This is a genomic window from Magnetospirillum sp. LM-5 (genome assembly GCF_902729445.1).
Classification (GTDB): Bacteria; Pseudomonadota; Alphaproteobacteria; order Rhodospirillales; family Magnetospirillaceae; genus Magnetospirillum.
The window spans coordinates 128549-150917 of the sequence record NZ_CACVCE010000072.1 but is presented as its reverse complement, the minus strand read 5'-3'; the positions used below and the strand labels follow the sequence as shown (position 1 = coordinate 150917).

General features: G+C 66.0%; 25 protein-coding genes and 1 tRNA gene. 4 read left to right on the top strand and 22 right to left on the bottom strand.

What is annotated here, in order from left to right; genetic code table 11:
* Positions 1-168: 168 nt before the first annotated feature.
* Positions 169-1329, bottom strand: coding sequence for a cell division protein ZapE (gene zapE / locus MTBLM5_RS17885; protein ID WP_173977402.1), 1161 nt, complete (start codon positions 1327-1329; stop codon positions 169-171).
* Positions 1330-1571: 242 nt separating this feature from the next.
* Entirely contained in the window at positions 1572-2504 is a 933-nt protein-coding gene (locus MTBLM5_RS17880; protein WP_173977401.1) for an exopolyphosphatase, read from the bottom strand.
* A gap of 149 nt (positions 2505-2653) precedes the next feature.
* On the opposite strand from MTBLM5_RS17880, the gene MTBLM5_RS17875 reads away from it, so the two are divergent.
* A complete protein-coding gene (locus tag MTBLM5_RS17875) occupies positions 2654-3256 on the top strand; it encodes a hypothetical protein (protein ID WP_173977400.1) in 603 nt (200 codons plus the stop codon).
* Positions 3257-3334: 78 nt separating this feature from the next.
* Here the strand turns inward: MTBLM5_RS17875 and MTBLM5_RS17870 are convergent, their stop codons facing one another.
* From MTBLM5_RS17870 to MTBLM5_RS17835, 8 genes are all read right to left on the bottom strand, one after another.
* Positions 3335-4117, bottom strand: a complete 783-nt coding sequence (locus tag MTBLM5_RS17870) for a succinate dehydrogenase iron-sulfur subunit (protein WP_173977399.1) — start codon at positions 4115-4117, stop codon at positions 3335-3337.
* Positions 4118-4141: 24 nt separating this feature from the next.
* On the bottom strand, positions 4142-5926 hold the full coding sequence (gene sdhA, locus MTBLM5_RS17865; protein WP_173977398.1) for a succinate dehydrogenase flavoprotein subunit: 1785 nt from the start codon (positions 5924-5926) through the stop codon (positions 4142-4144).
* A 6-nt stretch (positions 5927-5932) separates the two neighbouring features.
* The gene (gene sdhD / locus MTBLM5_RS17860; protein WP_173977397.1) at positions 5933-6313 is read right to left on the bottom strand and encodes a succinate dehydrogenase, hydrophobic membrane anchor protein; all 381 of its coding nucleotides are present in this window, start codon (positions 6311-6313) and stop codon (positions 5933-5935) included.
* A gap of 13 nt (positions 6314-6326) precedes the next feature.
* Positions 6327-6698 carry a succinate dehydrogenase, cytochrome b556 subunit gene (gene sdhC, locus MTBLM5_RS17855; RefSeq protein WP_173977396.1) on the bottom strand — a complete coding sequence of 124 codons (372 nt, stop codon included), beginning with the start codon at positions 6696-6698 and terminating at the stop codon, positions 6327-6329.
* 150 nt (positions 6699-6848) lie between these two features.
* Positions 6849-7457: a DUF3226 domain-containing protein gene (locus tag MTBLM5_RS17850; protein ID WP_173977395.1), complete on the bottom strand. Its 609-nt coding sequence runs from the start codon at positions 7455-7457 to the stop codon at positions 6849-6851.
* Positions 7457-8473, bottom strand: a complete 1017-nt coding sequence (locus tag MTBLM5_RS17845) for an ATP/GTP-binding protein (RefSeq protein WP_173977394.1) — start codon at positions 8471-8473, stop codon at positions 7457-7459. Before MTBLM5_RS17845 ends, MTBLM5_RS17850 begins: the two co-directional genes overlap by 1 nt.
* 183 nt (positions 8474-8656) lie before the next feature.
* Positions 8657-9712: a MaoC family dehydratase gene (locus tag MTBLM5_RS17840; RefSeq protein ID WP_173977393.1), complete on the bottom strand. Its 1056-nt coding sequence runs from the start codon at positions 9710-9712 to the stop codon at positions 8657-8659.
* A gap of 108 nt (positions 9713-9820) precedes the next feature.
* The gene (locus MTBLM5_RS17835) at positions 9821-10708 is read right to left on the bottom strand and encodes a CoA ester lyase (protein ID WP_173977392.1); all 888 of its coding nucleotides are present in this window, start codon (positions 10706-10708) and stop codon (positions 9821-9823) included.
* 97 nt (positions 10709-10805) lie between these two features.
* On the opposite strand from MTBLM5_RS17835, the gene pdxY reads away from it, so the two are divergent.
* Positions 10806-11642 (top strand): pyridoxal kinase PdxY, encoded by an 837-nt coding sequence (gene pdxY / locus MTBLM5_RS17830; RefSeq protein ID WP_173977391.1) that lies wholly within the window; start codon positions 10806-10808, stop codon positions 11640-11642.
* Positions 11643-11753: 111 nt separating this feature from the next.
* Entirely contained in the window at positions 11754-12377 is a 624-nt protein-coding gene (locus tag MTBLM5_RS17825) for a LysE family translocator (protein ID WP_173977390.1), read from the top strand.
* 52 nt (positions 12378-12429) lie between these two features.
* Here the strand turns inward: MTBLM5_RS17825 and MTBLM5_RS17820 are convergent, their stop codons facing one another.
* The 11 genes from MTBLM5_RS17820 to MTBLM5_RS17770 all read right to left on the bottom strand — a co-directional run bounded on the left by MTBLM5_RS17820 (position 12430) and on the right by MTBLM5_RS17770 (position 20688).
* Positions 12430-12861, bottom strand: a complete 432-nt coding sequence (locus MTBLM5_RS17820) for a GNAT family N-acetyltransferase (RefSeq protein WP_173977389.1) — start codon at positions 12859-12861, stop codon at positions 12430-12432.
* Positions 12858-13544, bottom strand: a complete 687-nt coding sequence (locus MTBLM5_RS17815) for a polysaccharide deacetylase family protein (RefSeq protein ID WP_173977388.1) — start codon at positions 13542-13544, stop codon at positions 12858-12860. The genes MTBLM5_RS17820 and MTBLM5_RS17815 overlap by 4 nt, the downstream gene beginning before the upstream one ends.
* Positions 13525-14196: a glutathione S-transferase family protein gene (locus MTBLM5_RS17810; protein ID WP_173977387.1), complete on the bottom strand. Its 672-nt coding sequence runs from the start codon at positions 14194-14196 to the stop codon at positions 13525-13527. The genes MTBLM5_RS17815 and MTBLM5_RS17810 overlap by 20 nt, the downstream gene beginning before the upstream one ends.
* Before the next feature lie 16 nt (positions 14197-14212).
* The gene (gene ptsN, locus MTBLM5_RS17805) at positions 14213-14677 is read right to left on the bottom strand and encodes a PTS IIA-like nitrogen regulatory protein PtsN (protein WP_173977386.1); all 465 of its coding nucleotides are present in this window, start codon (positions 14675-14677) and stop codon (positions 14213-14215) included.
* A gap of 132 nt (positions 14678-14809) precedes the next feature.
* Positions 14810-16303 carry an RNA polymerase factor sigma-54 gene (gene rpoN / locus MTBLM5_RS17800; RefSeq protein ID WP_173977385.1) on the bottom strand — a complete coding sequence of 498 codons (1494 nt, stop codon included), beginning with the start codon at positions 16301-16303 and terminating at the stop codon, positions 14810-14812.
* A 15-nt stretch (positions 16304-16318) separates the two neighbouring features.
* On the bottom strand, positions 16319-17113 hold the full coding sequence (gene lptB, locus MTBLM5_RS17795) for an LPS export ABC transporter ATP-binding protein (RefSeq protein WP_173977384.1): 795 nt from the start codon (positions 17111-17113) through the stop codon (positions 16319-16321).
* Positions 17110-17991: an LptA/OstA family protein gene (locus MTBLM5_RS17790; RefSeq protein WP_173977383.1), complete on the bottom strand. Its 882-nt coding sequence runs from the start codon at positions 17989-17991 to the stop codon at positions 17110-17112. The genes lptB and MTBLM5_RS17790 overlap by 4 nt, the downstream gene beginning before the upstream one ends.
* The gene (gene lptC / locus MTBLM5_RS17785) at positions 17988-18653 is read right to left on the bottom strand and encodes an LPS export ABC transporter periplasmic protein LptC (RefSeq protein WP_173977382.1); all 666 of its coding nucleotides are present in this window, start codon (positions 18651-18653) and stop codon (positions 17988-17990) included. The genes MTBLM5_RS17790 and lptC overlap by 4 nt, the downstream gene beginning before the upstream one ends.
* A gap of 9 nt (positions 18654-18662) precedes the next feature.
* Positions 18663-19646, bottom strand: coding sequence for an SIS domain-containing protein (locus tag MTBLM5_RS17780; protein WP_173977381.1), 984 nt, complete (start codon positions 19644-19646; stop codon positions 18663-18665).
* A gap of 251 nt (positions 19647-19897) precedes the next feature.
* Positions 19898-20512 carry a ribonuclease D gene (locus MTBLM5_RS17775; RefSeq protein WP_173977380.1) on the bottom strand — a complete coding sequence of 205 codons (615 nt, stop codon included), beginning with the start codon at positions 20510-20512 and terminating at the stop codon, positions 19898-19900.
* An 89-nt stretch (positions 20513-20601) separates the two neighbouring features.
* Positions 20602-20688: transfer RNA gene (locus MTBLM5_RS17770), tRNA-Leu, on the bottom strand.
* 177 nt (positions 20689-20865) lie between these two features.
* Here MTBLM5_RS17770 and MTBLM5_RS17765 point away from each other — a divergent pair.
* Positions 20866-21855: a complex I NDUFA9 subunit family protein gene (locus MTBLM5_RS17765; protein WP_173977379.1), complete on the top strand. Its 990-nt coding sequence runs from the start codon at positions 20866-20868 to the stop codon at positions 21853-21855.
* A 181-nt stretch (positions 21856-22036) separates the two neighbouring features.
* Here MTBLM5_RS17765 and MTBLM5_RS17760 read toward each other — a convergent pair whose 3' ends face one another.
* Positions 22037-22360: a YbjQ family protein gene (locus tag MTBLM5_RS17760; RefSeq protein WP_173977378.1), complete on the bottom strand. Its 324-nt coding sequence runs from the start codon at positions 22358-22360 to the stop codon at positions 22037-22039.
* Positions 22361-22369 lie beyond the last annotated feature (9 nt).

Here is a 22369-nt window from a genome sequence, read left to right as displayed (position 1 = left end):
TCTAGACGGCGCCGCGGGGATGCCCGGATCAAGTCCGGGCATGACGAAAAGGGGCGTTCGGGGTGCCTGATTGGTGTTTTTCCGCGGCCTGCGAAATCAGCCCGGCGGCGCTTGAGCCGGCCCGGCACGGGCATGCGCTTCGCGCCAAATTCCCGGCACGGGCAAGCGTCACGCCAAATGCTGCTTCAGCACGTAATCTTCCGCCTGCATCTCCATCAGGCGCGACACCGTGCGTTGGAACTCGAAGGCGCCGATGCCGGTGGGGTACAGCGTCTCGGGCGGGGCCTCGGCCGAGCAGATCAGGGTGACCTTCTTCTCGTACAGGGCGTCAACCAGGGTGACGAAGCGCCGGGCCTGGTCCTTGTTCTCGGGACCCAGCAGCGGGATGTCGGACAGGACCAGGGTGTGGTAGCGCGCCGCCAGTTCCAGATAGTCCGACGGACCCAGTGCGGTGGCGCATAATTGCGCGAACGAAAAGCGGGCGACGCCGACGGCGGCCAGCGGCACGCGGACCTGGCGACCGTTGACGTCGATGCTGTGCGGCATCGGGGTGGCGCCCTCGGTCAGGCGGGAAAAGGCCAGTTCCAGGGCCATGTCGGCTTCGTCGTTCAGCGGGCTGTGATAGACCTGCAGCCCGCGCTTGCGGCCCAGCCGGTAGTCGCGTTCCGAATTCAGTTCCAGAAGGTCCAGCTGCTGCTCGATCAGGCCGATGAAGGGCAGGAAGCGTTCGCGCTGCAGGCCGTCCTTATAGAGGTCCTTGGGCGCGCGGTTCGAGGTGATCACCACCACCACGCCGTCATCCATCAGGCACTGGAACAGCCGGCCGACGATCATGGCGTCGGCGATGTCGGTGACCTGCAATTCATCCAGGCACAAGAGCCAGGCTTCCGAGGCGATGGTGCGGGCCAGCTTGGGGATCGGGTCGCTTTCCTTGCGGTGCGCCGCCTGGCGCCAGCGATGGATCTCGGCGTGGATGTCGCGCATGAATTCGTGGAAGTGGACCCGCTTCTTGGCGGCGATGTCGGCGGCCTCGTAGAACAGGTCCATCATCATCGATTTGCCGCGGCCGACCTCGCCGAAGATGTAAAGGCCGTGGCGGGGCGTGGTGCCGACCGCATCGCCCGGCGTCCAGTCCAGCATCGCCTTGGTGGTCTTGCCGCCCAGGCCGAATCGCGCCAGCCAGCCGCTTTCACCCTGGGACGGGCGATAGCGGGCCAGGGCGTTGTGCAGGCTTTGCAGCTTCTCGATCGCCAGTTCCTGCGCCGGATCGGGGCGCAGCTCACCGGCGTTCAGCCGCTCGCGGTAGACGAACAGAGGGCCTTTGCTCATGGCGGCGCAACATAAACGAAACAGGGGCGCGGGAAAAGCGCCTGTGGTTCATGCGCGAGGCGCGCCCGTGCCGGGTTATGCGCGAGGCGCTGCCCGTGCCGGGCCGGCTCAGACACGTTTGGCGCGAGGCGCTGCCCGTGCCGGGCCGGCTCAGACGCCGCCGGGCTTAAGGGTGGGGGCGCGCCCGGAGCCGGAGCGGCGATCAAGCCACCCGGCACGGGCGCGCCATCGGCAGAACCCAATTACCCGTCGGCGTTCAGCTTGCCGACGACTTCCTTCAGCGAATCCTGCCACGTGGCATTCTCGACCTGGCAGGTGCCGGCCTTTTCGTGACCGCCGCCGCCATAGGTCAGGCACAGGGCGCCGACATTGGTCTTCGAGGTGCGGTTGACGATGGAATGGCCGATGGCGAACACGGTGTTCTGCTGCTTCAGGCCCCACATCACGTGGATCGAGATGTTGCACTGCGGATAGAGCGCATAGATCATGAAGCGGTTGCAGGCCCAGATGGTTTCCTCGTCCTTGAGGTTGAGGACCACCACGTTGCCATAGACGGTCGAGCAGCGCTTGATCTGGTCCTTGGCCTTTTCCTCGTGCTCGAAGAACAGGTCGGTGCGCTCCTTGACGTCGGGCAGGGCCAGGATGTCGTCGATGGTGTGGTTGCGGCAATAGTCGATGAGATTCATCATCAACTGGTAGTTCGAGATGCGGAACTCGCGGAAGCGGCCCAGGCCGGTGCGGGCGTCCATGATGTAGTTCAGCACGGTCCAGCCGGTCGGCGAGATGATGTCGTCCAGCGAATACTGGGCGCTGTCGGCCTTGTCGACCTCTTCCATCATCTTGTCCCAGGCCGCCGGGAAGCGCACGGCGCCGCCGTAATAATCATAGACCACCCGGGCCGCCGACGGTGCGTCGGGGTGGATGATGTGATTGTCCTTCTTGCCGACGCGGATGGTCTCGGACAGATGGTGGTCGAAGGCGATGTGGACGCCCTCGACATACGGCAGGTTGGTGGTGATGTCGTTGGGGCCGATATCGATGACGCCGTCCTGCATATCCTTGGGATGCACGAATTTGATGTCGTCGATGATATCCAACTGCTTCAGCAGCACGGCGCACACCAGGCCGTCGAAATCGCTGCGAGTCACCAGGCGAAATTTCTTGTTCTCGGACATACTGGCCTCCTACCCACCCGAACCAAGGACGGCAATCTTATATGTGGAATTGAGTTCCGACAACGGGCCTTCACTTGATGCCGCTTTCGGATTGCAGGTCGCTGGGTTAAACAATTGGGATCGCGTCGCCGGTTTGTCGAGGGTTGGTCATGATTCGCCGTAGCTTGCTGTCGCTGGTCCTGCTGCTGGGCGGCTGTGCCGAGTCCGTTTTCGTCAACCAACCGATCGAGGTCCGCATCGACAAGGACGAAGACAAGGTCGCCAAGCACGGCCTGGTCGAGGTCTGCTACGCCAACGACACGCCGTGGAGCGAGGTCCAGGGCCTGGCCGATGAGGAATGCGGTCGTTTGGGCTGGCAGGCCACCCTTTACAAGTCGCTGAAATGGCAATGCCGGATGTCGGCCCCGCATATCGCGACCTTCCAATGTTTCGTTCCCGGCTTCGTCGACAAGAGCGGCCTGCCGATCAACCCCGCCAACAAGAAGGCCTTCCTGGCCTGGAAGAAGGCGCAAGCGGACAAGTCCGCCAAGACGGCGTCGTCGCCTGATGTCGCCGCACCCCAGGGAACCGCCCCCACCCCCGTCCCCATGATGGTGCCGTCGTCGCGGCCGCTCAGCCCCGCCGACATCGCCGGCAAGCCGGAATGGCCGGTGGCGCCGCTGAATGTCGCGCCGGCACCGGTCCAGGGCGCCTATCCGACCAACGGCTTCACCCTGACGCCCAAGGGCTGGGGTGAGCATTTCGAGGACTGATCGCCGTCGGTCCAGCCCAAAAGAAAAACGCGGACGGGTCGCCCCGTCCGCGCTGCAAGAAAGACCGGAAAGAACCGGTTAGACGCTGCGTTCCAGCAGCTTTTGCTTGATCGACCCGATGGCCTTGGCCGGGTTCAGGCCCTTGGGGCAGGTCCGGGTGCAGTTCATGATGGTGTGGCAGCGATAAAGCTTGAACGAGTCTTCCAACGCGTCCAGACGCTCGCCGGTCATCTCGTCGCGGCTATCGTGAATCCAGCGGGCCGCTTGCAGCAGCACGGCCGGGCCGAGATAGCGGTCGCCGTTCCACCAATAGCTGGGGCAGCTGGTCTGGCAGCAGAAGCACAAGATGCATTCCCACAGGCCGTCGAGCTTTTCGCGCTCTTCCGGCGATTGCAGGCGCTCGCCATCGGGCGGCGTCGGCGATTGGGTCTGCATCCACGGCTTGACCGAGGCCAACTGGGCATAAGGCAGGGTCAGGTCGGGGATCAGATCCTTGACCACCGGCATGTGCGGCAGCGGATAGATCGCCGCCTCGCCCTTGATGTCCTCGATGGGCTTCAGGCAGGCCAGCGTGTTGGTGCCATCGATGTTCATGGCGCACGAACCGCAGATGCCTTCACGGCACGAGCGGCGGAAGGTCAGGCTCGAGTCGATCTCGTTCTTGATCTTCAGCAGGGCGTCCAGGACCATCGGTCCGCAGGCATCCAGATCGATCTCGTAGGAATCCAGCCGCGGGTTGGCGCCCGAGTCGGGATCATAGCGATAGATCTTGAACACCTTGACGTTCTTGGCGCCGGCCGGGGCCTTGTGGCTCTTGCCGGGCTGAACGCGGGAATTGGCGGGCAGGGCGAATTCGACCATGGTTTTCTCTCCTTCCCCCGTGCCTTAGTACACGCGCTTCTGCGGCTTGATGTACTCGACTTCGTCGGTCAGGGTGTAGGTGTGGACCGGACGATAATCCAGGCTCACCTTGCCGTCCTTGACCAATGCCAGCGAGTGCTTCTGCCAGTTGACGTCGTCACGCTCGGGATAATCCTCGTGGGCGTGGGCACCGCGCGATTCGTGGCGGGCTTCGGCCGACACGATGGTCGCCAGCGCGCAATCCATCAGGTTCTCGAGCTCCAGGGCCTCGACCAGATCCGAGTTCCACACGGTGGAACGGTCGTTGATCTTGATCTGCGGCAGGGTCGAGGCGACCTGATCCATCTTGGCGCAGCCTTCGGCCAGCGACTTCGAGGTGCGGAACACCGCGGCGTCCATCTGCATGGTGCGCTGCATGGCGTTGCGGATCTCGCTGGTATGCATCGAGCCGTTGGCGTTGCGCAGACGATCGAAGCGCGACACCGCCAGATCGCCGCCATCCTTGGGCAGCGGCTTGTGAGCGGTCCCGGGCTTCAGGGTCTCGGCGGCGCGCAGCGCGGCGGCACGGCCGAACACCACGATGTCCAAGAGCGAGTTGGTGCCCAAGCGGTTGGCGCCGTGCACCGACACGCAGGCCGCCTCGCCGATGGCCATCAGGCCGGGCACGGTGGCGTCGGGGTCGGCGGCGGTCGGACGCAGGACCTCGCCATGGACGTTGGTGGGGATGCCGCCCATGTTGTAGTGCACGGTCGGCAGCACCGGGATCGGCTGCTTGGTGACATCGACGCCGGCGAAGATCTTCGCGGTTTCCGAGATGCCGGGCAGCCGCAGCTCCAGGGTCTCGGGCGGCAGGTGGTCGAGGTGCAGGAAGATGTGGTCCTTGTCCTTGCCCACGCCCCGTCCCTCGCGGATTTCCATGGTCATGGCGCGGCTGACGACGTCGCGGCTGGCCAGGTCCTTGGCGGTGGGGGCGTAACGCTCCATGAAGCGCTCGCCGGCCGAGTTGTAAAGGATGCCGCCTTCACCGCGGGCACCCTCGGTGATCAGGCAGCCCGAACCGTAGATGCCGGTCGGGTGGAACTGCACGAATTCCATGTCCTGCAGCGGCAGGCCGGCGCGGGCGACCATGCCGTGGCCGTCGCCGGTGCAGGTGTGCGCCGAGGTGCACGAGAAGAAGGCGCGGCCATAGCCGCCCGAGGCCAGCACCACCTTATGGGCGCGGAAGCGGTGCAGGCTGCCGTCGTCCAGGTTCCAGGCCACCACGCCGCGGCACGAGCCGTCCGCGTCCATGATCAGGTCCAGGGCGAAATATTCGACGAAGAATTCGCACGAATGCTTCAAGGACTGCGAATACAGCGTGTGCAGGATGGCGTGGCCGGTACGGTCGGCGGCGGCGCAGGCGCGCTGCACCGGCTTCTCGCCGTAATTCGACATGTGGCCGCCGAACGGACGCTGATAGATCTTGCCCTCGGGCGTGCGCGAGAAGGGCACGCCGAAATGCTCGAGTTCGTGCACGGCCGGCACCGCCTCGCGGCACATATATTCGATGGCGTCTTGGTCGCCCAGCCAGTCCGACCCCTTGACGGTGTCGTACATGTGCCACTTCCAGTTATCCTCGGCCATGTTGCCAAGGCTGGCGCCGATACCGCCCTGGGCGGCGACGGTGTGCGAGCGGGTGGGGAAAACCTTGGTGATGCAGGCGGTCTTGAAGCCCGCCATGCCCATGCCCATGGTGGCGCGCAGGCCGGCGCCACCGGCGCCGACGACAACCACGTCGTAGGTATGGTCGATGATCTTGTAGGCAGCCATGTGGGTCTAGCCTCCGACGGCGACTTTGAGGATCGACACCGTCATCCCGACGGCGAGAATGGCCCCGATCAGCTTGGTGGCGATCAGGCCGACGACTTTCTTGGCTTCGCAGGCGACATAGTCCTCGATGACCATCGAGAGGCCCAGCACCGCGTGATAGACGGTCAGCAGCAGCGTGACGATCATCAGCGCGGCATGCGAGCCCTGGCCCATCCACGCCTTGAAGGCGGCATAGTCCATGCCGGCCAGGCCCTTGACCGAGACGACGAACCACAGGGACAGCGGGATCAGGCCGACCGAGGTGACGATGATGCCCCAATGATGGGCCAGACCGTTCTTGGCGGAACCAAGGCCGCGGGCGCGGCCGATGGGGGAACGCAAGGTCATGGTCATTCCTCCCTTAAATGATCCAGGCCAGCACGGTCAGGATGGCGGTGGCGCCCAGCGCGATCCGGGCCGACAGATAGGCCTTGTCCAGCTCGAAGCCGCGGCCGGTGTCCCAGATCAGGTGACGGATGCCGTGGCAGAGATGGAAGAACAAAGCGACGGTGAAGCCGAACAGGAACAGCTTGCCGAAGAAGCCGCCGATGATGCCTTGAGCGGCGGCGAAGCCTTCCGGGCCCGAGGCGGCGGCGCACAGCCACCAAGCCAGTCCGAGCAGGCCGATCACCAGGCCGACGCCGGTGATACGATGGGTGATGGACATCAGCGCCAGCAAGGGCAGGCGATAGATCTGCAGATGCGGCGACAGCGGCCGGTTGCGCGTGGTCATGGCGAAATGCCCCCGAAAGTCCTGGTGCGGGTGGAACCCGGTTTGCGGCAATGCGGCAAGTGTTTAGACCTTGGCGCAGCCAGAGTCAACCACCCGAAGCCACACTTTCTGGCAGGGCGGGCTACCCGTGCCCTGCCCGGGCGGGTGGGCTCAGCCGAACAGGCGGCGCAGCCAGTCGGCGAAGATCGTGGCCTGCGGGCAGTCGGGGTCGAGGAAGCGCTTGGTCACCGCCTGGCCCATCGGGCGGCCCGGTTCGTCCTGCCAGGCCAGCCAGGTATGGATGGTGGCCTTGGCGGCAAGGGACGCCGTGAATTTGTCGAGGCCGACGACGGCGGCTTCGGCTCGTGGATAGAGGGCATCGCCCGCCGGAACCATGAAGGCGACGAAATCTTCCAGGATGCCGGTGGTGCGATTGTCGGGCATCAGCCACACGCCGATGCGCGGACGGCCCGGGGTGTCGATGATGGTGCCGTCGGGGTCGGGCTGCGGTGGCAGCGCGATTCCCGCCTTGGCGCAGGCATCGGCCAGCGACTGCCAACGGGCCGAGTGGTCCTGGTCGGCATCGACGACGATGCCGACAACGGCTCTGCCAGGCTCCTGAATGCGGACGGGGATGTTCTCGCGCAATAGGTCGTATCCGCCTTCCGCTCTGACGAAGGCAGGGATGCCGAGCCGATTAAGAAACGCCACCCCGACGCCCTGATCGTCCGGCCCTTCGACGATCAGCAGTCTCGCTTCGTTCCTGGGCGGGGCGGCCATCAGCGAACCTCGATGCCATTGCGAGCAGCGGTCGCCAGTAATTCTTCGCCGTAGCGAACGACCCGCATGCCCGCCACATCTCTTTCCAAACGAAACAGCTCGCGCTCGTTCGCCATCGTGCTTGCTTCCGCGAAGCCGGCGATACAATCCCAGGAATGAGTTGTTGCAAACACCTGGAAGTCCAGCTGATGCGCCCAATGCGCTAGAAACAGCCAGACATCGGACATACGGTCACGGTAAAGGCCAGATTCGATCTCATCGACCAAGAACACGCCCCCTTGTGCGCTGAGCGCGGCGATACCGAGGCCAAACAGTCGGCTCGCACCTTCTCCAAGACGTCCCAAGGGAACGGGCGACGGCGAATCCTTCAATTTCACGATTGGCTCGCCAGCTCGGCCAAGAGACACACGCTCAATTCCGGGAGAGAACTGGCGAAGCATTTCCTCCAGAACCGCTTCCTTGTCGGTTAGTGCGACCTCATACCAGAGTTCTATGGCGAGGTCATCGGCAAGCCCTGACGGAAGGAGGAATATCCCTCCATCGCGCCTTTCCTTGAACCGCCCGCGGGACCGGTCGGTGATGGCGGCGGGCAGCCGCCTGCCCATCATTTTGTGGTTATCGCGAATGGCTTTGTAAGCAATCCGGCCTTCCGAAAATTGCGAAAAATCCACGGTAATATCGAGTGTAGAGCCGTTAGCTGAGCCCTGGAGCGCCGTCAGCCAGCATTCTGCGATGGCAGATTGCTCATCCAGTGTGCCTGCAAACGAAGCCAGGGGGGATGTCATCCAGTCTCGGGATTGGGCCGAGCGCCACTTTTCGGGGGAGTGCTCGCCTCGATGCTTGAGAATATCCAGCAGAGCTTCGACATCGCCGTCATTCACCAGCAGCCACACCGCCTCCAGCAGCGCCGACTTGCCGACGCCGTTGTCGCCGACGATCAGGTTGAAGCGCTTCAGTCCTTCGACCTTGAAGTCGCGGAACTGGCGATAGTTCTGGATGTGCAGGCCGGTCAGCATGGCGGGCGTCCGGGTTGGGATTGCCCGCGAGTATGGCGGCAAGGCGCCCGCCCGTCAAACCGATGGGCAAAGGGATCGAACCACAGAGACACAGAGGCACAGAGGGTTCGCGCCAGGCTGCGCCGTCACATTCTGGCGCGGCCTCTCTGTGCCTCTGTGGTGATCCCTTTTCCTTTACCCTTCCTACCCCCGACGCGGCATCAGCACCGTATAGTCGAAATCCAGCACCACGGCCGGATCGTCCTTGCCGTCCTCGCCCTTCAGGGTGAAGGCCGCGGCCGGCTGGTTCTTCAGGGCGACCAGGCGCAACCGCAGGGCGCCGACATCCTTGCGGCCGGGGATGTCCAGCTTCTCCAGCACTTCCGACCAGGCATAGATGGTGTCGCCGGCGAAGGTGGGGTTGACGTGGCGGCCGCCATTGATGGCGACAACCTTGAAGGCGTTGGCCAGGCCGTTGAACGACAGGGCCCGCGCGATCGAGATGATGTGGCCGCCATAGATCAGGCGCCGGCCGAAGCGGCCCTGGCCCTCGGTGTGCTGGTTGAAATGGACCTTGGCGGTGTTCTGCCACAGGCGGGTGGCCATCATGTGCTCGGCTTCCTCGATGGTGGTGCCGTCCACATGGTCGATCTTCTCGCCCACCTGGTAATCGTCCCACAGATAGGGGCTGCCGGCGGCGACCACATCATAACCAGCGGTGGTCAGGCCGTTCGGGATGACCAGATCGGACGCCGCCACCGAGCCGGGCAGGTCCGGCACCTTTTGCTCAGGCACCACGGCGTCGGTGTCGCGCTTACGCACCATCACCCAGCGGACGTAATCGACGACCATCTCGGCCCGTTGGTTGGTGCCGGTCGAGCGCACATAGACCACGCCGGTCTGCTTGTTGGAATTCTCCTTCAGGCCGATGACGGTGGAGGCGGTGGAAATGGTGTCGCCGGGGAACACCGGCACGCCGAAGCGGCCGCCGGCATAGCCCAGGTTGGCCACGGCATTCAGGGAAACGTCGGGCACGGTCTTGCCGAAGGCGACGTGGAAGGCGGCCAGATCGTCCAGCGGCGCGGCCTGCAGGCCCATCTTGCGGGCGAACTCGGCCGAGGAATTGAAGGCGAAGCGCGGGCCGTAAAGGGCGGTGTAAAGGGCGATGTCGCCCTCGGTCACCGTGCGCGGCGTGGCGTGGCGGATTTCCTGGCCGATGCGGAAATCCTCGAAGAAATTGCCGGAATTGGTCTTGGTCATGACATTCCTCGAAAAAATTGAACCACAGAGGCACAGAGGCACAGAGGGGGCTTTCAGCCGGCCGGCGGCACAGCCTCTCTGTGCCTCTGTGCCTCTGTGGTGAATTTCCTACGTCGAAAGCCCGGCTTCCAGCGCGGCGATCTGGTCGGACAACGCCACGATGCGCCGGGCGTTCTCGACATGCAGGTTCTCGATCAGCTTGCCCTCGACCACCACCACGCCCTTGCCGTCCTTGGCGGCTTCGGCATGGGCGGCGATGATGGTCTTGGACCAGGTGATCTCACGATCCGACGGCGCGAACACCCGGTTGGCCGTCTCGATGGTCTTGGGGTGGATCAGGGTCTTGCCGTCGAAGCCCAGTTCCAGGCCCTGCTGGCAATGGGCCTCGAAGCCTTCATCGTCGTTCAGGTCCAGATAGACCCCGTCCAGCGCGGCCAGGCCCCAGGCGCGGGCCGCCAGCAGGCACAGGCCCAGGCTGGTGATCATCGGCAGGCGCAGGGGCGTGTGGGCGCAATGCAGGTCCTTGGCCAGGTCCGAGGTGCCCATGACGAAGCCGCCCATGCGGGGCGTCGAACCTGCGATTTCCTCGGCCTTCAGCATGCCGCGCGGGGTTTCCATCATGCACCAGATGGCCATGTCGGCGGGCGCGCCGTTGGCGACCATCAGCGCCTCGACCTGGCGGACCATGTCGGCGCTTTCGACCTTGGGGATCAAGATGCCGTGGGCGCCGCAGGTGGCCGCCGCCGCGACGTCGGCCGCGCCCCACGGCGTGGCCAGGCCGTTGACGCGCACCAACAGCTCGCGCCCGCCATAGCCGCCGGCCTTGACCGCGTCGCACACCTGTTGGCGGGCGACGTCCTTGGCGTCGGGCGACACCGCGTCCTCCAGGTCGAGGATCAGGCCGTCGGCGGCCAGCGTGCGGGCCTTTTCCAGGGCGCGGGCGTTGGAACCCGGCATGTACAGCACAGAGCGGCGGGGGCGGGCGACGGTCGCCATGGTCATTTCCTCCGAATGGGTGGGTGGCGAACCTAGCAATTTGCCTTAGGATAGGCAAGTTGCAGCGCAACAAATGAATCAAACGACCGGGTTTCGCATGACGATTCTTTCGTTCCAGTCGGCGGTGGCGGCCGGCCATGTCGGCCATTCGGCCTCGTGTTTTCCCTTGCAGCGCCTGGGACACGAGGTGATCGCCGTCGATACCGTGCAGTTCTCGAACCATCCCGGCCATGGCAGCTTCACCGGCCAGGCCCATTCGCCCGCCCATGTGGCCGAGTTGGTCGATGGCTTGCGGGCCGGCGGCTTCCTGGATGATTGCCGCGCCGTGCTGTCGGGCTATCTGGGTGAGCCGGGCACCGCCGACGTGGTGCTGAAGGCCGCCCGCGCTCGCCGAAACGGCGCACTTTATCTGTGCGACCCGGTGATGGGCGATGACGGCAAGGTCTATGTCCAGCCCGGGCTGGTGGAATTGTTCGAGCGCGCCCTGGTCGCGGCGGCCGACATCGTCACCCCCAACCGCTTCGAGCTGGAAATCCTGACCGGATTGCCGGCCGCCACGCCGGCCCAGGCGGTGGTGGCGGCAAGGCTGTTGCTGGCCAAGGGGCCGCGTCTGGTGGTGGTGACCGGGCTGAAGCTGGGCGACGGGGTCGGCTGCCTGGCGGTCGAGGCCGACGCCGCCTGGGCGGTGGTGACGCCGTGGCTGGATTTCCAGCCGCCGATCCACGGCACCGGCGACCTGTTGTCGGCCCTGTTGCTGGCCGCCCTGCTGGACGGCACCCCCATCCCGGCGGCGCTGGTCCGGGCCATGGCCCAGCTTTTCGGCGTGCTGGCCGAGACCCATCGGCTGGGTCGGCGCGAACTGGCGGTGGTGGCGGCGCAGGACCTGCTGGTGGCGCCGGTCCACGAATTCACCGCCCTTGCCGTGGCTTTGTGATTCTGCTTAATACCAGCGGTCAATAGGATTGACCGCTGCAAGCCCCTTTGCCTGAGCGCCCGCTTCCGCGGGCTTGGGCCCCGCCCCCTTTCCTGACCGGGACCCCGTCCGGTGGATGATCTGTTCCTTTTCCTGCGCGGCATCGTCATCGGCTTCGCCGTTGCCGCCCCGATCGGTCCGGTCGGGCTGATGTGCATCCGCAAGGCGCTGGGCGACGGCCGGGCGGCGGCGTGGGCGGCCGGGCTGGGCGCGGCGCTGGCCGACACCATCTTCGGCGGCATCGTCGGGCTGGGCCTGGGGGTGGTGGCGCAGTTCCTGGACCAGTTCACCAACGGATTGAAGCTGGTGGGTGGGCTGTTCATGCTGGCCCTTGGCGTCAATGCCTGGCGGGCGGCGGCCCACGAATTGGACGGGGTGCCCGGCAAGGGGCCGGGCCTGGTCAAGGATTTCCTGTCGACCTTCGCCATCACCATGACCAATCCCGGCACCATCCTGGGGGTGATGGGGGTGTTCGCCGCCTTCGGCACCGACGCCAGCCCGAAGGGCCCGTTCCAGGCGGTGGTGCTGATCGCCGGCGTCGGCTGCGGCTCGGCCCTGTGGTGGGCGGTGCTGACGGAAATGACCATCGCCGCCCGGGCTCGCTTCACGCCGGAACGCATGCGGCTGTTCAACCACATCTCGGGCGCGGCCTTGATGGCGTTCGGCGTGGCGGCGTTGCTCAGCCTGATTTTTTAGAGCGCGCCCGTCCCGGGCGGGCTCAAGCGCCGCTCGGGCTTTGGTCGGGCCATCACGGGTGGGCCCGCCTGAGCAGGATCTCGGTTTCGCCGGCGGTGACCAGGCCGGGCAGCGGAGCCACCTCGACGAAGCCCAGGCGGGCATAGAAGGCGCGGGCGGCCTTGTTGAAATCCGACACGCAGGCCCACAGATTGGCGCCGCCCAATGTTTCCGCCCATTCGACCAGGGCCCGGCCGATTCCTTGGCCCTGAGCGTCGGGCAGCACCGCCAGCAATTCGATGGAGGGCCCGCGAAGCCACGGCGAGCGCACGGCGATCACGCCCTTGCCCGGCACGGTCATGCGGGTCAGGGTCGGGTCGGGACGGTCCAGGTAATCGGCCAGCGCCAAGGGGTTGTAGCCCAGCCGCCGCCACGGATCGAGGCCGATCAGAAGGGCGGCGAAATGGTCGGGCTCGGCACCGGTCAGCGGTCGGATGGTGGTCATTTCAGCACCTCGTCCAGGCGGGCAAAGGAAAATCCGCGGCGCTTCAGCTCGGCCACCATCGCCGGCAGCGCCGCCGCGGTGGCCGGCGCCCGGCCGTTGATGTGGAAGATCAGCACGTCGCCGGGTCGGGTCTTGGACAGCACCCAGCCGGTCAGCCGCTCGGGCGTCAGGTCGCGGGCCGGATCGCCCGATTCCCAGCTCCAATGGACCGTGGTCAGCCCATGACCCTCGACCGCCGCCAGCGCCCTGGCATCGTAATGGCCGCCGGGGAAACGGAAGAAGCGGGGCTTGCGCCCGCTCACGCTCTCGATGGCGGCGTCGGTGTCGGCCAGTTGGGTGGCGATGGCGGCCGGGTCCAAATGTTCCAGGTGGCGCGGATGGTCCCAGGAATGGTTCTCGATCTCGATCAGGCCGGCGCGGGAAAGCTGGCCCAGCCGGTCGGCGTTGCGCTTGGCGAACAGGCCGGTGACGAACAAGGTGGCGGGGATGTGCTGGGCTTCCAGGAAGGCAGCGATCTTTTCGTCCAGCCAGGCCGGCTGGCCCTTGGCCTCGCAGCCATCGAAGGTCAGTGCGATGACCTTGGCGGGCTGTGCCGGCAGATGGGTGACGATGTCGGCGCGGACCGGCGCCGTCGCCGCCAGACCGGCCAGCAGGGCGAGGGTCCTAGAAATCCAGGTCGGCATAATGCCGGGGCGGCGGAACGCCGGGCAGGTGGTCGGCCAGCAGGGCGCGGAAGGACGGGCGCGACTTGACGCGGGCGTACCAATCCTTGGCGCCGTGGTGGCGGTCCCACGGCACGTCGCCGATATAATCGATGCAGGACAGCTGCGCGGCGGCGGCGATGTCGGCCATGGACAGGCTGGACCCGGCCAGGAAGGAATGGCGCTCGGTCAGCCAGCCGATATAGTCCAGATGCTCGTGGATGGCGGAAAAGGCGGCGCGGATGGCGCGCGAATCCGGCTCGGCCCGGCTTTGCGACAGGCGCTTGATGACCTTCTCGCCCAGCAGGCCGCGGGTGACCTCGTGGTGGAACTTGGCATCGAACCAGCCGACCAGGCGGCGCACCTCGGCCCGGGCCATCGGCTCGGCCGGCAAAAGCGGCGGCTCGCGGAAGGTTTCGTCAAGATACTCGCAGATGGCGGTGGAATCGGCGAGTGCGGTGCCGCCTTCCTCGACCAGCACCGGAACCTCGGCCGCCGGGTTCAGCGCGGTGAATTCGGGGCGGCATTCCCATGGCCGTTCGACATGCTCGTCGAATTCCAGCTTCTTCTCGGCCAGGACCAGGCGGACCTTGCGCGAGAACGGGCAGAGAGGGTGGTGGTAAAGGCTCCGCATCAGGCCGGCTTCGCCTTCAGGCGGCGCGGCTGGCGGGCGATTCGGTCAACAGCGCGTACAGGCCTTCGGCCTTGTCGGTGCCGCGCAGCTTCTCGCACACGCCTTTGTCGCGCAGCAGGCGCGACACCCGGGCCAGGGCCTTCAGATGGTCGGCGCCGGCCGATTCCGGGGCCAGCAGCAGGAAGATCAGATCGACCGGCTGCTCGTCGATGGAGTCGAAATTGATCGGGCGCTCCAGGCGGGCGAACAGGCCGTGCAGCTTGGTCAGGCTGGACAGCTTGCCGTGCGGGATGGCGATGCCGTTACCGACGCCGGTGGTGCCCAGGCGCTCGCGCTCCAGCAGGACGTCGAACACCGCCCGCTCGTGCAGACCGGTCAGCTCGGCGGCCTTTTTCGCCAGATCCTGCAGCGCCTGCTTCTTCGAGGTCGCGCGCAAGTTGGGAATGACGGCCGCCGGCGAAATCAGATCGGCAATGTCCATGGAAACCTACCCTCACCTTGCGATGCTGGCCCTTGCCTTGCGGTCCCGGCCAGGCCCTTGCGTGAGACCGCCCCTAAGGCGCGCGCGTCGGACCATAGGCCCGCCGCCCGGCCAAAGTCAAGTGACCCGGAATCAGCCGCCCAGCGCCTTCTCTCGCCGCCGTTGCACCGATGACGGGATGTTCATGCCTTCGCGATATTTTGCCACCGTGCGCCGGGCGATGTCGATTCCTTCGCCTTTCAGGATCTCGACCAGGCGGTCGTCGGACAGCACGTCACGACCCTCGGCATCGATCAGGCTCTTGATGCGGTGGCGCACCGATTCGGCCGAATGGGCGTCGCCGCCGTCGGCCGAGCCGATGGCCTGGGTGAAGAAATATTTCAGCTCGTAGATACCGCGCGGCGTGGCGATGTACTTGTTGGAGGTCACCCGGCTGACGGTGCTTTCGTGCATCGAGATGGCGCCGGCGATGTCGCGCAGCACCAAGGGCTTCAGATGCTGCACGCCCAGGCGGAAGAAGGCATCTTGCTGGCGGACCAGTTCGGTGGCGACCTTCAAGATGGTGGTGGCGCGCTGGTGCAGCGACTTCACCAGCCAGTTGGCCGACTGATAGCGTTCCGACAGATAGGTCTTTTCCTCGCGGCTCAGGGAATGGCCCGAGACCTTGGCGTAATAGCGCGAATTGACCAGGACGCGGGGCAAGGTGTCGGAATTCAGTTCGACCAGCCAGGCGCCGTCGGGGGTGCGGCGCATCAGCACGTCGGGGACCACGGTGTGGGTGACGGCGTGGTCGAAGCGCAGGGCCGGCTTGGGGTCCAACGCCTTGATCTCGCCGATCATCTCGGCCAGATCCTCGGAATCGATGCCGCACACCTTGATCAGTCCGGCCATGTCGCGCCGGGCCAGCATTTCCAAATTGTCCAGCAGCGCGGCCATCGCCGGGTCAAGGCGGTTCTTCTCGATCAATTGCAGCGCCAGGCATTCCTTGAGCGAGCGGGCGAAGATGCCGGCGGGGTCGAAACGCTGCACCCGTTTCAGCACCGCTTCCACCGTCTCGATCGGGCAATCCAGCTTGGCGGCGATTTCGGCGATGTCGCCGGAAAGATAGCCGGTCTCGTCCAGCATCTCGATCAGGTGCAGGCCGATCAGGCGGTCGGCGGGGTCGGCGATGTCCATGTTGAGCTGGGCGACCAGATGGTCGCGCAGCGAGATGGACTCGGCCATCATCTGGTCGAAATTGGTGTCGCCATCGTCGAAATCGTGACGCCCGCCCGAGGCGCTCCACTGGCCGAAGGCCTCGGAATCCGGCTGATCCGAGGCACTGTCGTTGTTGTAGAGGTTGTCGTAATCGACATCCATCGAGTCCTCGGCCGAACCGGCGGTCTGGCCGTCCAGCATCGGCTCGGGCTCGGAGGTCGGCGCCGCCTGTTCGGGCTCGGGGGCGTCGGGGGTGTCGGCGCGGTCGGAATCCTCGCGCTCCAGCAGCGGATTGCGCTCGAGCTCCTGGTCGATGAAGGCGTCCAGTTCCATGTTCGACAATTGCAGCAGCTTGATCGCTTGCTGCAATTGCGGCGTCATCACCAGGGACTGGCTTTGCCGAAGATCCAGACGGGGGCCAAGAGCCATCGGGGGCGGGGCTCCTTACAGGCTGAAACGTTCGCCGAGATAGACGCGGCGCACGCCTTCGTGCGCGACGATCTCGGCGGGGCGGCCCTCCATCAGGACGTGGCCGTCATGCAAGATATAGGCGCGGTCGATCAGATCCAGGGTCTCGCGCACATTGTGGTCGGTGATCAACACGCCGATGCCGCGATCCTTGAGGTGGCCGACCAGATCGCGGATGTCCGACACCGCGATGGGGTCGATGCCGGCCAACGGTTCGTCCAGCAAGATGAAATGCGGCTTGGACGCCAGGGCGCGGGCGATTTCGACGCGGCGGCGCTCGCCGCCCGACAGCGCCATGGCCGGAGCCCGGCGCAGATGCTCGATGCCGAACTCGGCCAGCAGGGATTCCAGCCGGGCCTCGCGCTCGGACCGGTCGGGCTCGACCACTTCCAGCACCGCCATGATGTTGCCCTCGACCGTCAGCCCGCGAAAGATCGAGGCCTCCTGCGGCAGATAGCCGATGCCCAGCCGGGCGCGGCGATACATCGGCAGGTCGGTGATGTCGTGGCCGTCCAGCAGGATCTGGCCCTGGTCGGGATTGATCAGGCCGGTGATGCAATAAAAGCAGGTGGTCTTGCCGGCGCCGTTGGGGCCCAGCAGGCCGACCGCCTCGCCACGCTGCACCGAGACCGAGACGTCGGCCAGCACGGTTCGGCGCTTGAAGCTTTTGCCGATGCCGCGGGCGACCAGGCCTTGATGGTCGGCGACCAGGCGCGGGCCGGGCGAGTGTCCGGTTCCAAGCGTCGGTTCGGCCGGTTCGATCGAGTTCATGGCGCGCCCTTTTCGGTCTTGTCGCCGGATTTCGCTCCGGGGCCGCGGAAGATGGCGCGGCGTTCCTTGGTGTCCTTCTTGTCCGGCGTGAAGGTGCCGCTGACGCGGCCCTCGCCCTGCCCCCCCGGCCCGGTGCCGAACAGTTTGCTGATTCCGCTATTCAGGTTGACGTGGGCGTACTCGCCGTTCAGCTCGTTGCCGGCCCTGACGATCCTAACCGAACCGGCGACGGTGGCGACACCGGTTTCCAGATTGTAGTCGCCGCGCTCGCCGAACACCTGTTCCTGCGGGGTGGTCAAGACGACGCTGCGATAGGCGTCGGCGCGGCGCATTTCAAGGTCGCCCTTGGGGTTCTCCTTGAAGTGCGAGGTCAGCACCTCGGCCTGGATCTGCTTGCCCTTCTGGGTGGCGACGGCGTCGCCGCGGGCGACGGCCATCTTCTCTTTTTCCCAATATTCGATGGTTTCCTTGGCGGTCACGGTATCGGTGGGGGTGACCAGATGGGCCGGTTGGCCGCGCAACACGAAGATCGCCTTGTCCAGGTCATAGGTCGCCTTGGTGCCGGTGGCAGTTTCGGTCGGCGTGGCGATGGTGACGTTGCCGTCGGCATCCAGGCGCCAGATTTCGTCGCCGCTGGCGCCCTTGCGATAATAGGCGGTCAGGGTGTCGGCGGTCACCGTCACCCGTCCGCGCACCGCCTTGGCGTTGGTCCGCGCGATCACCCGTTGGGCCTCGCTGATCCATTCGATGCCGCCGTCGGCATAGACCTGGATTTCTTCGTTGTTGTTGCGGCTGAGATTGAATCCCTGCGCCCATGCCGGGGCCACGCCCATCATCCAGGCCGCCAAGGCCAGTCCCGCCCGCGTTGCCCCGTTCATTTCCGCCTGGCCCCCTTCATCTGCAACACCGATCGCCCGGTCAGGTCGATCTGCCGGCCGCCTTCCCCGATCCTGAAGCCCGAACCGGACAATCGTCCGTTCGGCCCCAACCCGGTCACCGGGGCGTTGCCCTCGACCACCGAACTGTCGAGATGGACTCGTGCCGCCTCGGTATGCAACTCGTTGCCCTGGTCCTGGTACAAATTGACCTCGCCTTCCAGGTCGAGAATCTTTTCCGCCTGATAGTAGATTCCCAACTTGGCCTCGACATAGACGTTGGCGCCCGACCGCGTCATGAAGTCCGCCTTGGGATTGTCCAAGATGATGATCCCGCTGCGGGCACTGTCTTCCGTCGCCCGGTCGGCGGTCAGGGTATAAGGCCGGTTGGTGTTGTCCAGCCCCTGATAGCGGGCGTTGACCATCGACAGGGCGTCGACGGCGGTGGGCTTCAGGGCGGCGAAGCCGATCTGGAAGCTTTCGACGTCGCGCATCAATTTCGGCCACACCATCACCAGGGTCAGCAACACAAGGGTCGTGGCGGGCAGCGCCACTTTCATGACGTTGACGAACCGCGAATAGCGGCGATGCGCCGGCCCCTTCACCGGATGGACCTTGCCGCGAAGGGTGGGGGGTATCAGATCGGATTCGGCCCGAAGATCCATGATCGGCGCCTAAACCACCCCGGCGCGCAGCAGGTCGTGGACATGCAGCACACCCTGCGGCCGTCCGCCCTCGACCACGAACAGGCTGGTGATGGATTTCTCGTTCAGCACCCGCAGCGCTTCCGCCGCCAGCAGGTTGGGGGCGATGGTCTTGGGGCTTCGGGTCATCACCTGGCCGGCGGTGGCGGTCAGCAATTGGCCGCTCATGTGGCGGCGCAGGTCGCCGTCGGTGACGATGCCGGCCAGACGGCCGTCGGAATCGATGACCCCGGCGCAGCCCAGGCTTTTGGTGGTCATCACCAGCAAGGTCTCGGCCATGGGGGTGTCGAGCCCGACCAGCGGCATGGCGTCGCCGCCATGCATCAGGTCGGCGACCTTCAGCAGCCGGCGGCCCAATTGACCGCCCGGATGGAAGACGCGGAAATCGGCGGCCGAGAAGTTCTTGCGCTCCAGCAACGCGACGGCCAGCGCATCGCCCAGGGCCAGCATCATGGTGGTCGAGGTGGTGGGCGCCAGGCCGTTGGGGCAGGCCTCGGGGATCGGCGGCAGGATCAGGGCGACGTCGCTGGACTGGGCCAGGGCGCTGTCGGCCCGCGAGGTGATGCCGATCAGGCTGATGGCGAAGCGCCGCGTGAAGGCGATGATGTCGGACAGCTCGGGCGTTTCGCCGGAATTGGACAGGGCGATGACGGCGTCGTCCTTGGTGATCATGCCCAGGTCGCCGTGGCTGGCTTCGGCCGGATGGACGAAGAAGGCCGGAGTGCCGGTTGATGCCAAGGTGGCGGCGATCTTGCGCCCGACATGGCCGGATTTGCCCATGCCCGACACCACCACCCGGCCCGACGCGCCCGCCAGCGCGTCGCAGGCGGCGACGAACGGAGCCCCCAGCGAATCGCCCAGGGCGGCCAGGGCTTGGGCTTCGGTGTCAAGAACGCGGCGGGCGGCGGCGATATCGGCGGGCGCGGCGGTGCCGTCGCGAAGCACGATGGTCATGGGCGGTCTGGTCCAACTTGCAAGCGGCGCGCCAAATGCCGGCGCGGGATCATCACTATACGAATCCCGCCGTCCAGCGGAAGGTAAATCCGCATGCCGGGTGCCGATTTCAGGGGGGGGTTATGCCTTTGGCGCGCCCGGTCCCGGGCGGCTCAATCGCCGCTCGGGCTTTTTGGTGTGGTGCCATGGTCTGGCACCACACAAAGCCCGGCGGCGTCTGAGCCGGCCCGGCACGGGCAGCGCCTCGCGCATTAATGCGCGAAGATATCTTCCTCGTCCCAGCCGGCCAGGTCCAGGTCGGCGCGCGCCGGCAGGAAGGCGAAGCAGGCCTCGGCCAGCTCGCGACGGCCTTCGCGGTCCATCAGGGCTTCCAGCTTGGCCTTCAGCTGGTGCAGGTACAAGACGTCGGACGCGGCATAGGCCAACTGGTCGGCGTTCAACTCGGCCGCGCCCCAGTCCGAGGTCTGCTGCTGCTTCGACAGCTCGATTCCCAACAGGTCGCGGCACAAATCCTTCAGGCCGTGGCGGTCGGTGTTGGTGCGCACCAGCCTGGATGCGATCTTGGTGCAGAAGGCCGGCGCGCATTGGACGCCGAAATGGCGGCGGATCATCGCCAGGTCGAAGCGGCCGAAATGGAACAGCTTGACCACCGCCGGGTCGGCGAACAGCCGGACCAGATTGGGCGAGTTGCCGTATTCCGGCTTGGGGAAATGAACGACGTGGGCATTGCCGTCGCCGGCCGACAGCTGGACCACGCACAGGCGGTCGCGCACCAGCGACAGGCCCATGGTTTCGGTGTCGATAGCGACGACCGGGCCCAGGTCAAGGCCGTCCGGAAGGTCGCCGACGTGATAGGTGATGGACATGCGAACGGCCCCTCCAGGTTGTCCCTGAGGAGCCGTTTGCAAAGGGCCCCTCGGGGGGCGATCCCAAGTCTTGGTTACTTGGGAAGTGATGGTGCCCAGGAGAAGACTCGAACTTCCACGACATCGCTGCCACACGGACCTGAACCGTGCGCGTCTACCAATTCCGCCACCTGGGCAGGTGGTCAGCGAGGGTTGCCCCCGCGCCGAGGTCGAGAGGGATATCCGAGCCGATGTCCGCTGTCAACCGACTTTTTCCGATGTTTTCGTCGAAGGCGGCCTAGCGGGTGCTGACGGTTGCGCCAAGGCCCGGAAACGAATAGCCTTTGCCCAATCATAATCCAGGGGAGGTCGGCATGAACCGGCGCGTGGTCACGGTCTTCGGCGGTTCGGGTTTCATCGGGCGCCAGGTGGTGCGCAAATTGGCGGCCACCGGCTGGATCGTCCGCGCCGCCGTGCGCGATCCGGTGGCGGCGGCCTTTCTGAAGCCGATGGGCGATCCCGGCCAGGTCAACCCGGTCATGGCCGACGTCACCAAGCCGGCCAGTGTCGCCGCCGCATTGGCCGGCGCCGACGCGGTGGTCAATCTGGTCGGTATTTTGTACGAGTCGGGCAAGCGGACCTTCGACGCGGTCCACCGCCAGGGCGCCGCCAACGTCGCCGAGGCGGCCAAGGCGGCCGGAATCACGGCCATCGTCCATATGTCGGCCCTGGGGGCCGACAAGTCTTCCGCCTCGGCCTATGCCCGCAGCAAGGCCGCCGGCGAGGAAGCGGTGCAGGCTGTCTTCCCCACCGTCACCATCGTCCGTCCCTCGGTGGTGTTCGGCCCCGACGACGATTTCTTCAACCGTTTCGCCCGGCTGGCGCAAATCTCGCCGGTGCTGCCGGTCTTTACCGGCGACGGCTTCTCGGCGCGCTGCACCGAGGATGGCTGTCAGGTCGATTGGTTCGGCTCGGGCGGGCCGACCTTCCAGCCGGTCTATGTCGGCGACGTCGCCGAGGCGATCGTGCGTCCTCTGAACGATGCCCGGCTGGCCGGGCGGGTCTATGAACTGGGCGGGCCGCGCCGCTATACCCTGAAAGAGGTCATGGATCTGGTCAACGAACAGACCGAGCGCGAGCGTCTGGTGGTGCCGCTGCCCTTCGCGGTCGGCGCCGTGCAGGCCGCCTTGTTCAGCCTGCTGCCGATCGCGCCGCCCTTGACCAAGGACCAGCTGATCTTGATGCGCTCGGACAATGTGGTGCGGGGCGGCAAGCCCGGCCTGGCCGAGCTGGGGGTGGTGCCGGTGTCGTGCGAAAGCGTGCTGCCGGGCTATATGGGGCGCTATCGGCCGACCGCCGGATAGGGGGACGTGCCGTAGCGCTGCGCCATAAAGCCCGGCGGCGTCTGAGCCGGCCCGGCACGGGCAGCGCCTCGCGCCAAATACGTCTGAGCCGGCCCGGCACGGGCAGCGCTTCGCGCCAAATACGTCTGAGCCGGCCCGGCACGGGCAGCGCTTCGCGCATAAACCAGCGCTTCGCGCCACATCACCCCAATTTTACGGCGGTGCCGTTGACGCTGACCATCAGCAGGGTCTTGCTGTCGCCGCCGATCACCTCGTAATCCAGGTCCACCCCGATCACCGCGTCGGCCCCCAGGGCGCGGGCGCGCTCGACCATGTCGGCCAGGGCCAGGTCCTTGCCCTCTTGCAGCACCTTCTCGTACGAGGCCGCCCGGCCGCCGACCACGTCGCGCACCGAGGCGAACAGGTCCTTGAAGATGTTGGTGCCCAGCACCGCGTCGCCCGACACGATGCCGAGATACTGGCCGACGGACTTGCCATCGACGGAATCGGTGGTGGTGACGATCATGTCGTGGTC